The sequence below is a fragment of the Selenomonas sp. oral taxon 149 str. 67H29BP genome (assembly GCF_000146365.1).
GTDB lineage: Bacteria > Bacillota > Negativicutes > Selenomonadales > Selenomonadaceae > Centipeda > Centipeda felix.
Genome location: NZ_GL397087.1, coordinates 1,438,956 through 1,451,214, shown reverse-complemented (window position 1 = coordinate 1,451,214; position 12,259 = coordinate 1,438,956). Strand labels below are relative to the sequence as shown.

Genomic DNA, 12,259 nt, shown 5'->3' with positions numbered 1-12,259 from the left:
CTTACTGTGCCAGTGCCTGAAAGTTGACGATATCCGCCCCCTTCGCCGCGAGCGCCGCGCGCACCTCGGGGGCGCAGGCGGCGACGAGCTCCGCCGCGAAGTCATGCTGCCAGCGGCAGTCACGGATGAGCGTATTGCTGTCCGTACCGGGATGGAGCATGACCTCCGTCGTGCCGTCCGCGAGCTGTGCGGCGATCTGTGTGAGGGCGGCGGTATCAACCGCCTCACCCGCGACGATGCCCGCGAAGTGATCGGGGACGGCGATGCCGCGCCGCCGCGCCTTTGCCGCCGCACGATGCGCGAGGGCAGCGAGCCCCGCGCGCCCGATGAACTGTCCCACGCCGCCGAACTGTCCCGCAAAGAGCGGCGCGTAGGGCGCACGCATGGCGGGGATATGCGCCGCCACGCAGAGGTCGAGCGCGACGTCAATGACGCCGGGCAGGACGTGCATGTGCTGATGGCTGTCGGCGTGCGTCGGGCGGATGCCCGCCGCTGTGACGCGGCGCAGCTGTGCGCCGAGCTCGGCACGCACCTCATCCATGCTGACCCTGCCGCGCAGCACGCGCACGGTCAGCGCTGTGTGGTCGGGGACGAACCTGCCCTCTGCCGTGACGAGCGTCGGGATCTCTGCGGGCGGCAGGACGGGCGCAGCGTCGACGAGCGTGAGGTGGATGCCGACCCCGAGCGCGGGTGTCCGCACGGCCAGCTCCGCCGCATCTGCGAATGCCGCGCCGCCTGCCATGATCGTTGCAGAGCGCAGCATGCCCTCCTGCACGGCTGTTTCGACCGCGCGGTTGATGAGCACGTGCCGCCCGAAGTCGTCCGCATTGATGATAATCTGTTTCAAGTCTGCTATCCTTGTGCTTTCCCTATTTTGCTGATCGTTCTATAAAACCCTAGTGCAACGGTGCTTCACGGCAATCCCTAGCGGAGCAGGCGGGAATAGTGTGCGACCCGCCCACTGCGGATTTTATTCATTCAAGCGCAGCGCGTTTGGAATCCGCAGGTATTTAGGCGGACGAGCACACGACCGCCTGCAGGCAAGGGAGCTGCCGTGAAGCGCGGAAACATCACCAGCGATCCCAGCCGCCCGTACCGATCACGATGTCGCCGTGGATGCGCGGGGATGTGCCGGCACTGCGCGGGTCGGGCACGACGGCGCAGACGAGGACGTTCGTGTCCTTCAGCCCCGCCGCGACGAGGACGGCGCGGTCCCGCAGCTCCTTATACGTCTTGCGGTCGATCTCGGCGGTCAGCTCCTCGGACGCGCCCGGCGCGAGCGTATACGTCTGCTGTGCCTGCGTGAACGCCATGCCGTCCGACCAGCGCCAGATCTCGCGCCCCTTTGCATCGAGCAGGGCAAAGTCATAGTTCTGCCCCGTCGGATGCGCGACGGTATACGCCTCCGTGCCCTCGTTGCGCACGGTCAGCTTCAGCAGGAGACGACCGCTCTTTTCGTTCACGGTCAGCTCTTCGGAGAGATCGCCGATGCGCACCCCCGCGTAGGTGTTCGATGCCGCGTGCACCGCGGGCGTGTGCGAGGTCGGTATGCTGATGCCGATGCCTCCGCCGATGCCCGCCTCCGCCGCGGGGGCGAGGGCAGGGGCGAGGAGGGCGGCCGTGAGAAGGGCAGCGAATAGTTTCGTGGGGGTCATGGGTATTCCTTCCGTCAATCCAATTATTTTCATCGTATTCAGGAAGCACTGATAAATTCGGTACGACCATCTTGACGCATCTTTTTCGCCCGCTTTTCGTTAGCAAATCCTCCACATAGCCTCTGCTATGCGTCCGGTTTGCTGCCTCAATCGGACAAAAAATCTACGCCAATCTGGCATACCTCATTTTATCAGCGATTCCTTCACGCAGAAACGCGATTCCTTAGTAATTTCGACAAAAAAGGGCGAATTACCTTTTCTAGGCGGGATTTTTGTAGTAGAATAAATAGAAGCACTGATTATCAGTGGGAAAACCATCAAAGGAGCAAGTACATGGTCGTAGAAATCATCAGCGTGGGCACAGAGCTGCTCATGGGAAATATCGTGAACACAAACGCACAGCACATCGCGCAGAAACTCGCGCACATGGGGCTTGATGCCTACTATCAGACGGTGGTCGGGGACAATCCCGAGCGCCTGCGCGCCGCACTCGATGTGGCGTATACGCGCGGAGACTGCGTCATCACCACGGGCGGTCTTGGCCCGACGAAGGACGACCTGACGAAGGAGATGCTGATCTCCTACTTCGGCTGCACGCCCGTCGAGGACGAGGAGGCGCTGCGCCGTCTGGAGGAGCGCGCGGCAAAGCGCGGCGTCCCCCTCTCGGAGAGCATGCGCAAGCAGGCGACCGTTCCCTCGGGGGCGATGGTCCTGCAGAACGACCACGGCACGGCGCCCGGCGTCATCATCGAGAAGGACGGGCGCGTCTGCATCATGCTCCCCGGCCCGCCGAAGGAGATGAAGCCGATGTTTGAAACGGCGTGTGACGTCTTCCTGCGCAAGCAGAGTGACAAGGCGTTCGTCTCCATGAACATCAAGCTCTACTCCATGGCGGAGCAGGGGTTTCCTGTCGGCGAGGCGCAGGTCGCCGACCGCCTCGGCGCACTCGTTGATGGAGAAAACCCGACGGTGGCGACATACGCGAAGGAGGATGGCTGCCTCGTCCGCGTGACGGCGGCGGCAAAGACGACGGAGGAGGCACGTGCGCTCCTCGTGCCGACGCTCGCAGAGGTCAGAGCGGCGATTGGGGAAGAGCATATCAGATTGGTGGAAGAGGACTAAATGCAGCTGCGATTTTTTCGGCATGGGCTGGGGGTACTCCTTGCCGTTTTTCTTATTGTGAGTATGACACAGGCATCCGCCGCAGGGAAATCTGTGGAGCGTGGTGCGGAGCGGAGCGGCGTACGTACACCGCCTGCGGCAGCACTGCCCTCCTCCGTGCTCCTGCGCTGGGAGCCCTACAATGGTGCGGTACGCTATGAGGTGCGCATCCTCGTGCGCACGGCGGAGGGGCGTATGGTCGAGCAGCAGAAGCTCAGCCGTGTCTATACGACGGGCGTACACATCCCCTTTACAGGGCTTCTGCCGCAGGACGACCTCTACTGGACAGTGCAGCCGCTTGGCTACGACGGCACGCCGATTGCTGCGGCGTCGGCGCCGCAGCCGGTGCGCAAGGCGCTCGCCGACCCGCCTGCGCCCGTCCTCACGGCGGAGTATGACAAGATGGCATACGCGCCGCTCTACCCCGTCTACTCGTGGATCCCGCTCAGCGGGCAGACCCATCATGAGGTCGAGGTCTACCGCCGCGCGGCCGATGGGCGTGATGTTTTCCTGCATACCCTGCAGGCGGGCGAGCAGGATGTCTACGATGACGCACCGTTCACCGTGCCGGGACACTATGTCTACCGCGTTCGCGGCGTGACGACGGCGGGGACGCCGATCTCCGACTGGTCGGCGGGCGGCACATTCGATGTCATCTTGCATACACCGATCGCCGCGATCGGGGACAGCATCACGCATGGTGGCGGGGCGATCACACTGCCGCCCTCCTACACGCTCTATGACTGGGAGACGTACTGCACCGTGCCCGTCAAAAACCTCGGGCACAGCGGCGACACGACAGCGGATATGCTCGCGCGGTTTGACCGCGATGTGCTGCCGTTCGCGCCGCGCGTTCTCATCATCATGGGCGGCGTGAACGACTACCGCTCCGGCGTCTACGGTGCACAGACCGTGCGCAACCTCGCCGCCCTCGGGGAGAAATGCCGCGCGCACGGCATCACGCCGATCTTTCTGACGGTGACGCCGATCCGCCCCGTGTGGATGACGACGCGTATGACGATCATGACGCCGCCCTCGGACTGGATGGATCACCGTGACTACATCAACGACTGGGTGCGTCAGCAGGAGTTCAGCATCGATGTCTCCTCCACGCTTGCGGACGCGAATGGCGAGCTCGAGGCAGCGTACACGACGGATGGACTGCACCCCGACTATATGGGGAAAAATCACATCGGGCAGACGGTGGACGCCTACCTGCGCAGGAATTTCGCTGATGCGGTGGGCGCGGCGGAACGCCGCCTTCGGATTTACAAAGAGACGGGAGAGTAGGGATAGGGCGCACACACTGCGCCGCTTGCTTCCCTATGGCGTATGAGATACAATATAAAAATGATGAAAGGAGCCTCTGTCATGCGACACCTGCGCCGCAGCAGTGCCGCTGTACTACTGATCGTGCTGCTCATGTTCTGTGCATATATGGGTTTCGGATACTGGAAGAAACATACGCCCGAGGCAGCACTTGCACATATCGCCCATGCTGTTGTGGCGGAGGACCGCGTGACCTTCGATCAATACGTCGATACGGATGCCGTCCTTGCGGGGCTCTCTGAGGATGCGGTGGCACTGCTCACGGAGAACATCGACGCCCTGCACACGCGCCATCCGAGCGATTGGTTCTTTCGCCACGATGCCGCCTTTATGGAGCAGTATATGGCGGAGCGGCGCGCGGCGGACATTGCCTTTGTGCGTGCCGCGCTGGACTACTACTTTGACTCCTCGCGTGTACCGATCTCGCGCACAGACGGCACGGCGCGGTGGGCGTCCGACGAGATGCGTGCCTTTGCCGCCGCATATACCGTGACCGTGGGAGCGGTGCGCACGGACGGTGATCGTGCAGAGGCAGATGCCGTTCTGCGCGGCAATGACAGCACCTATGGGAGGCTCCTGCCGTCGGCAGCCGTTACGTTTGAACTGGTGCGTGCGGAGGACAGGCGGTGGAAACTCGTGCGCGTACGGACGGCGGCGGATGAGCATGGCTTTTTTGCCTTCGTCGATGCGGCGGAGCGCTACTGGGCTCTTCAGGGCTGGGACTAATAAAAAAGGAAGGAAATGCAGACGATGAAGAAGTACGAACTGACGAAAGAATATTTGACTGGAATCGACATGATCGACAAAGAGCACGCAAAGCTCTTTGATCTCGCGAACGAGTGCTATGAGCTCGTGATGGATGACGCATCCACCGACCACTACGACCGCATCGTCGAGCTCATCGACGAGCTGCGCGACTATGCGGCGACGCATTTCGCTCACGAGGAGGAGTACATGGAGCGTGTGCAGTACGAGCGCCGCTTCAGCGAGCGATATCAGCACCTGCGCTTCATCCAGAAACTGAGCGAGGTCGATCTGGACAGTGTGGACGAGAACCAACAGGAGTATCTGCTCGGCATCCTCGACTTCCTCGCACGCTGGCTCTATGGGCACATCAAGGGGATGGACTGCCGTATCCCAAAGGAAGAGGACGCCGCAGCAAAGTAATTAGCATATTTCTCATACCAAAGGAGTAGCCGCTCAAAGCAGACGAAAGAGGGAAAATGCGCCATGAAGTATGAGTTTACGGATGACTATCTGACGGGCATCGCTTCGGTGGACGAGCAGCACGCAAAGCTGTTCGATCTGACGAACGAGTGCTACGAGCTCGTGATGGAGGATGCGTCGGAGGATAAGTACGATAAGATCGTCGCGATCCTCGATGAGCTTGCCGCCTATGCCGGCACGCATTTTGCGAGCGAGGAGGCGTATGCCGAGCGCGTCGGCGACCCGCACCGTTTCAGCCATCGCGCGCTGCACCTGCGCTTTATGAAAAAGGTCGGAGAGATTGACCTCGCCAAGGTGGACGAGAATCAGCAGGAGTATCTCCTGAACATCCTCGATTTCCTTGCGCGCTGGCTCTTTGACCACATCAAGGGGCGTGACTGCCATCTGCCGCACGCAGACGGCGGGACGTGAGCGCAAAACAGAGGGAAGCACAGACAAAAAGACCGCGCAGTGAGCAGCTGTGCGGTCTTTTTGCTGTGTATTTGTAGGAGAGTATGGGAGAAGCCGTACGGTGAAGAACGGCTCCTGAGGAAGGCTGACAGGAAATCCCTCAGGCGTTCCTCAAAACTGTGAGGTAAGTATAGCATATAAGAGAATGAATTTCAATAGCATATAAAAGAATTTTTATCAAACTTTCATTGAAATGTGTCATAAACAGTGACAAATTGGGAAAAAAGTCTGTAGGCAAGAAACGGGAAAGATTTTATAATGTACGTAGGACAAAGGAACTGTCCAAACAACTCATAAGGAAATGAGGCGATTGTGATGTCTGTATTATCACTTGCATCCGTACTCGACGATCCTGCACGGCAGATCCCCGTTCCGCTGATTATGCGGACGGCGACACCGACGCTTGCACAGGATGGGATTAACGTCGGCGATATCCGTTCGCAGCACTTTGCTCAGCGTGAGCAGATCCGCCTGCTGGCACGTATGGGGGAAGATGCGTACGCAGTAGACATCGAGTCCTTGGCGCGCTCGCTTCACTCGCTGGAGGAGGACATCCGCAAGGAGGCGTCGCGTGAGGTATTCGGTGATGCGTATGTGGTTGAACTGAGTACAAAGGCACAGCAGGCGAACACGGCGGCGGGACAGACGTACCGCGCTGCGTTTGCACAGCAGAACTGAAAGCAAAAAACAGCGGCAGGAACATGATTGTTCCTGCCGCTGTTTTTGTGCTGTGCTTCTTCCTTACCTCCTCACGCGGATCTGGTCGAGGATGAACGGATCCTTGATCTTGCCGTCCTCGGCAAAGAGGATGATCTTCGACAGGATCTCCGCCGTCTTCGGATCCTCGTCGAGGAACGGGAGGAAGAGACGCCCGCGATGCTGGCTGTGGACGGGCAGAACGTTGATCATCGCGCCCGCCTTCTGCTGGATGATGCCGCTGCCGAGGTGGACGGTGTAGTCGCCAAGCTTGCCGTGGATGTGCGCGTGCGCACCCTCGAGCCGCACGTTGTCCAGTTTGAACAGCGGCAGGTTAAACTGGACGATGGCGCGGCGCATCTCGATGGTCGAGTGGCTCGCCTCGGGATCGACGCCGCCGACGTGTGCGACGGAGACGACAAGATCGACGTCACGCATGACCTCGCTGAAGATGAGATCAGGGACATCGTCGATCGGCAGCCGCTGGAAGGTTTTACGGTCGAAGAACTCCACCCACTCCAGTGTCGGCGCCTCGATGTCGGCGGGCGAGTACCAGTCGGCGAGTGCGTAGATGCGTGCGATAATGTTCGCCTTGTAGTAGATGCGCTGCAGCCCCTCACTGCCGTCGATGACCCAGCGGCGCGTCTTGAGCAGGGCGACGGTCTTTGCGGGCTGCACCTGATGCCCCGCATAGCGGTGGCTCGACTCCTTGCCGTGCTCGTCCGCCGTCTTGATGTAGAGCTCGCGGAATACCTGCTTGAACGGCTGACGGATCTCCTTTTCAAAAAGATATTTCTGGTAGTCCGCCCATGTGCCGCTCTCATAGAGATCGAGCGCGTGGGCGATCTTTACCTCTGCGTCCGCCGCGAGCTCTGTGCGCGTGCCGTCCGCAGCGACGAGCGCACCGTCCGCATAGAAGCCGAGAGCTGCGCCCGACTGAAACACGAGCGGCTTCAGCAGCGGCGCAATGACGGGGTTGTACGTCATGACACTCACGATCTCGCGTGCGAGGAGCGGCGTGCCGTCCTCCATCATCTCCTCAAGCATCTTCTTTGCGCGGCGGTACTGCTCCTTTAGATTCTTCTCTGCGTCCTTCAGCTCGAGCACGTAGGCGTTCTTCTTCAGCTTCGCGGGGACGGCCTTCAGCGGCTTCCCGCCCTTCGTGCAGATGAGCGACACCGCGCCGTCCTCTGCGACGGAGAGGGAGAGCGCGACATCCTCGACCTCCTTCGGGGTGAAATGATCGGCGTGCGCCTTGATGAGCTCCGTCTCCGCCGTCCACACGAGGCGCGTCACATCGTCAAATCCGCAGGCGCGCGCGAGGTTCGAGAGGGCGATCTCCACCGCCTTCTCCTCACTCGCACGGCGCTGCGCCCCGAACTGCTTGCTTTCCTTGAGGAAATTTTGGAGGAACACATAGCGTGCGAGCATATCCTTATCCCGTGCGCGTTTCAGCGGGATCAGGCCGCAGCACATGACGAGATCTTTGTTGCGCTTCGCCGTGATTTCCTTCTCCACATCGGCGAGGTTCAGCGCACCGCGTACGGCATCGGCAAATTTGCGTGCGCGCGCGTGCTTTGCGCCGTTCGAGATGTACTTTGCCGCGTCGTAGAGACTCTCAAAATGCGCCTTGCCGAGCTCCTTGTACGCCGCCTTGAACCAGCCAATGTCGAACGCGCCCTCCTTCAGATCCTCGATGGGGATGGGCGTGTACTTTGCGATCATGCTCTCGCGATCCTTCGGGATGTCGCTCATGTGCGCTTGGAAGTAGTAGCAGCCGCTCGCCATACTGCGCCAGCCGAGGTATGCCTCGATGAGCGGGATCCACTGCGGCGCGTACATCGCCGCCTCGACGAGACGCTGCTGGGCGATGCCCGCGTCCTTCAGCGCCGCTTTCAGGTCGGCGGCCGTCTCGCCCGCGTGCGGGTGGCTGACCTTCAGCAGGTGGCTCAGCGTCGATGCCTTTGCCTCGTCCGAGCCCGCGTACCAGCTGCGGCGGTCGAGCTTCAGCGCACCGAGCGCCTGCAGGATGCGCACGAAGAGCTGGATGCCCTCGACACGTAGGATACTGTCCACGGCGGCGGAGTGAAGCGCGGGTGTATCGCCGCGCCGCAGCTCTGCCGTGACGATGCTGTCGACGACGCGCTGTCCCTCCTCCTTGACAAAGGAAAGCACATCCGCCGTCTGTGCGCCGCGGCATTCGGGGTCATTGTGGTCGGGGAGCGCACCGCTCCGATAGCGCTCGAGCACGCGGACGCGGTTCTGTTCGACCTTTTTCTGCTTGCGGCGTGCGTCCTCATCCATATCCTCCGCCTGCACGCCGAGGAGCATCTTGTAGAACGCGTCCTTCTTCTCCATGCCGAGGAGGTGTGCCTTTGCATGCTCGATGATGCCCGTCAGACCGCCCTCGGGTTCCCCTCCCGCGCGCAGAAGGACATCCTCGATCCGCTCCGCGAGCCGCAGGCGCAGGGCGTAGGACTGTGCGAACTCCGCATCGTCCGCGTAGAGCCGCGCCCCGTGCAGGGCGGCCTGCATCAGTGCATTGTCGTGCGTGATCCGATACGTGCTCGAACTCCAACGCCCCTTTCGCTCCACGAGGTAGAGCTTTTCATCATAGCATTCATAGGCGCGGCGCATCAGCAGCAGCCCTGCGGCAAAGACGAACGGGCGGTTCTCCTCGGCGTGCGTTTCATAGAGCACGCGGATGACGTTTTTCCCCGTCTGCCGTCCGACATACCCCTCGCCGAAGTAACTCAGCTTCTGCGCGGCAAGGGCGGCGGGGAACGCCGTCCAGTCCCGCCCCGTGATGCGCGTCAGCCCCTCCGTAAAGAGGGCATCCTCCGCCTTTGCCATGAGAACGGCGATGGCGAGCTGATAGAGCACGCGGAAGTCTTTGATCTCCTTTCGATAGAACTCCTCCCAGACCTCCGGGAGCGGGTAGTCTTTGATATTGTTGGGTGCCCTCTTCGTGTGTTCGGTATCCGCGCGCTCGTAAAAGCCCGAGGCCAGCGTCGTCTCCTCCCTGCCGTTCCAGCGGCTCTTGTACTCATAGTCCTCGTGTTCCGTGTAGAGCGCGTCGAGTCTTTCGACGATCGTGAGCAGTTCCTCGTCCGTGCACGGGAAAATATCCTCGAGCGTGACAGTATTCATGACGTGTACGGTGTTCGTCGCCGCATCAAAGCCCGCCGCGACCGCCGCATCCGCTGTGTCATGGAGGTCAATGGTGAAGTCGGGCACGTATGCCGCATCGAACAGCGCGTCCTCCGCCTCTGCCGCCGCGCCCGTGCGTGCGAGCTCGTCGATCAGCACCTGCTCGTCCGACGTCGGCTTCTTGATCGTCTGTGCGAGGGCGAGCAGCTCCTCCTGCGGGATGTGTCCGTCCGCCTTGCAGCGTAGGAGGAGGTCGAGCGCGCCGAGCCGCTTGTTCACGTCGCGCTGCGTGAGGAGGCCTGCCATCGTCGCACGGAGCTGCGCATCGGTCTGCCCGTAGAGGAGATCGAGCACCGTGCGGCGTACATTCGCCGTCTTGAGGCGCAGCAGGGCGGCGATGTCGCCCTCGTGGCGCGTGACGAAGTCCCCGCCCATGAGACCCTTTGCTGTCTCAGGTGCCGTGCGGAGCGTGTCGGTAACCTCCGTATCGGGCACCGACGCCGTTGGGTTCTCACGGATGATCCGCGCCGCTGTCTCGGGAGCGAGGCGCAGGAGATCGATGAGTGCCTGCTCCTGCACGGGGCTCAGCGGCGCTTTGAGCAGGAGCGGTGCAGCCCGCTGTCCCGTGTAGCAGGCGGAGAGGATGGGCGCGACGCGATCCGTCAGCGCAGTGCCGGCACAGAGGGCAGCGAGCACCATCGCATTGGACAGTGCTTCCTTCGTCAGCGTCACCCCGTACCACGGGAAAATGCACGGACGGTATTCCTCCTCCTTGCGCTTCATGCGCGCATGGGCGCGTTCGCAGAGGTCGAAGAAACGCGTGGCCTCCTCTGCGTTCGCGAAATACGCCTGTGCGTCGAACTTCTTGACGAAGTCGTCGAGCTCCCGCAGGATGTAGAAATCGCCCGTCACATAGGACAGATAGCAGGCGATTTTCTGCATGTCCGCCGCACTGAGTTCCGCGTCCGTGATGCCAAGGAGCACGCGCTTTGCAATGCGCCGCTCGTATGCGCCGTCCTGCAGGGCGTGCAGGAAGTACGAGACGAGCAGGACGGAGTGCGGACGCCCCTCCCCAATGATCTCCTCCATGGCAGCGATGAGATCCTTTACGTCGTGCAGCCCCTTGCTCCACAGCCCGACCATCGCCTCGACATTGTCCGCGCTGTAGACGAAGACATCTCCCTCCGCGGGATCGCGCAGCACGCGCATGATGAGCGCGAGGAGCTTCTTGTCCACGCGCTCGCTGTCCGTGCCGATGCCGATGGTCGTCGCGATGGCGCGGCGCACGGACGAGAAACGGATGAGATTCTGCGCCTCGATCAGCCCCATGATGTAGACGAAGTGCTCCTGCCGCCCACAGTCCATCGTCTCGCAGATCGCCTGCCGCAGACCCTCCTGCAGTTTCCCCGCGAGAAGGAGTTTGCCGACGAGTTCTGCGAGCTCCGTATTGCGTGCCTTGAAGATGGCGCGGAACACATCGTAGGTGAGGATTTTCGTGTTGTTCTCGCTGAGCAGCATCTCGCGGATGATGGAGAGGACTTCCTTATCGCCGCGATCAATCCACACGGCGATCTGCTCGGGCACGAGGAAGCTGCTGCCGTACTTTTCCACATCGTAGGCGCCGCACAGAATCTGCGGCACGGTCAGTCCGGAGAAACGCTGGCGAATCAGCTGCTCTACCAGCGCCCAGATGCGCCCGACGTGCTGATGATAGTCGCGCGAGCGGACGAGACGGCGCGTATAGCGGGTCGTGTAGGGATAGTCGGCGAGATTGTGTGCGATAGCGACGAGGTCTTTCCGCAGCGCCTCGCCCATCATGAGGTCAAAGGCGGGGTAGAGCGCGGGCGGCAAGACATCATCGTCCACCGTACAGACCACGTCCTTCTTGTTGCGGCGGAAATTCGCCACAACGACATCCCAGTCATAGTCGGGCTCGCCTTTTTTGTCCGTGCGGAAAAAGAGAAAATTCAGCAGTTTTTGGCTCTGCTCATTCAGCGCGGGCATCGCCGCCTTTAGCTCCGCGAGAAGGGCGGCCATGTCCTCATCGCCCAGATACCAGTTGATCATCGTATTCCTCCAGTTACTATACGCATAACATCCTCCCTCACCACATACGTCCCGCGAGCATCGTCAGGCGCACAAAGGTGATCTCATCGTTCTCCTTCAGCGTGACGGGCGTATCGCACGTCTTGCCGAGCTCCTCTCCATTCACGAAAATGCGGTAGATGCCGTCCTCGAACGACTGCCGCGCATTCTCAATCGCCGCCGCCGCACTCTGCACCTGCCCGCGATAGTCCACGCCAAAGCCGACCTTGCCGACCGTGCTCGCATCCGCGATCTCCGTGCTCGTCAGATAGCGAAGCGCCGTCTCGCCTGCCTCCGCACGCGCGTTGAACCGCGTGACCTCCGCCGTCACAAACGCATCGATCAGTTCGCCGATATCGTGCACCGCGCCAATCTCATACGGGCGCGTCTCGATGGCATTCCTGCGCTTGCCGATATGCTTTACATTCACCTGTACCTGCATAACCCTGCCTTTCGTATCGAAAAGATACAATAACTTATCTTAAGGAAGCACTGATAAATTCGGT

Annotated in this window: 10 protein-coding genes and 1 pseudogene; 6 read left to right on the top strand and 5 right to left on the bottom strand. The window is 61.2% G+C overall.

Features of this window, described 5'->3' with window-relative positions; genetic code table 11:
- Position 1: 1 nt before the first annotated feature.
- The 3 genes and pseudogenes from HMPREF9166_RS06910 to HMPREF9166_RS13000 all read right to left on the bottom strand — a co-directional run.
- Positions 2 to 847: a ChbG/HpnK family deacetylase gene (locus HMPREF9166_RS06910; RefSeq protein ID WP_009753276.1), complete on the bottom strand. Its 846-nt coding sequence runs from the start codon at positions 845 to 847 to the stop codon at positions 2 to 4.
- Positions 848 to 1,070: 223 nt separating this feature from the next.
- Positions 1,071 to 1,655: a BsuPI-related putative proteinase inhibitor gene (locus tag HMPREF9166_RS06905; protein WP_039981168.1), complete on the bottom strand. Its 585-nt coding sequence runs from the start codon at positions 1,653 to 1,655 to the stop codon at positions 1,071 to 1,073.
- Positions 1,656 to 1,695: 40 nt separating this feature from the next.
- Positions 1,696 to 1,818, bottom strand: a pseudogene (locus tag HMPREF9166_RS13000) (secretion protein HlyD); the annotation flags it as partial.
- Positions 1,819 to 1,988: 170 nt separating this feature from the next.
- Between HMPREF9166_RS13000 and HMPREF9166_RS06900 the strand changes: the two are divergent.
- The 6 genes from HMPREF9166_RS06900 to HMPREF9166_RS06875 all read left to right on the top strand — a co-directional run bounded on the left by HMPREF9166_RS06900 (position 1,989) and on the right by HMPREF9166_RS06875 (position 6,500).
- Positions 1,989 to 2,777, top strand: coding sequence for a molybdopterin-binding protein (locus HMPREF9166_RS06900; protein ID WP_009753273.1), 789 nt, complete (start codon positions 1,989 to 1,991; stop codon positions 2,775 to 2,777).
- Entirely contained in the window at positions 2,778 to 4,106 is a 1,329-nt protein-coding gene (locus HMPREF9166_RS06895) for a GDSL-type esterase/lipase family protein (protein ID WP_009753272.1), read from the top strand.
- An 81-nt stretch (positions 4,107 to 4,187) separates the two neighbouring features.
- Entirely contained in the window at positions 4,188 to 4,871 is a 684-nt protein-coding gene (locus HMPREF9166_RS06890; RefSeq protein WP_039981166.1) for a hypothetical protein, read from the top strand.
- Between the two features lie 15 nt (positions 4,872 to 4,886).
- Entirely contained in the window at positions 4,887 to 5,312 is a 426-nt protein-coding gene (locus HMPREF9166_RS06885; RefSeq protein WP_009753270.1) for a bacteriohemerythrin, read from the top strand.
- A 63-nt stretch (positions 5,313 to 5,375) separates the two neighbouring features.
- Entirely contained in the window at positions 5,376 to 5,783 is a 408-nt protein-coding gene (locus tag HMPREF9166_RS06880) for a bacteriohemerythrin (protein ID WP_009753269.1), read from the top strand.
- Positions 5,784 to 6,137: 354 nt separating this feature from the next.
- Positions 6,138 to 6,500 (top strand): hypothetical protein, encoded by a 363-nt coding sequence (locus tag HMPREF9166_RS06875; RefSeq protein WP_009753268.1) that lies wholly within the window; start codon positions 6,138 to 6,140, stop codon positions 6,498 to 6,500.
- A 63-nt stretch (positions 6,501 to 6,563) separates the two neighbouring features.
- Here the strand turns inward: HMPREF9166_RS06875 and HMPREF9166_RS06870 are convergent, their stop codons facing one another.
- Both HMPREF9166_RS06870 and HMPREF9166_RS06865 read right to left on the bottom strand, forming a co-directional pair.
- Entirely contained in the window at positions 6,564 to 11,735 is a 5,172-nt protein-coding gene (locus HMPREF9166_RS06870) for a DUF4132 domain-containing protein (protein ID WP_009753267.1), read from the bottom strand.
- A 37-nt stretch (positions 11,736 to 11,772) separates the two neighbouring features.
- Positions 11,773 to 12,195 carry a hypothetical protein gene (locus HMPREF9166_RS06865; protein WP_009753266.1) on the bottom strand — a complete coding sequence of 141 codons (423 nt, stop codon included), beginning with the start codon at positions 12,193 to 12,195 and terminating at the stop codon, positions 11,773 to 11,775.
- Positions 12,196 to 12,259: the final 64 nt, after the last annotated feature.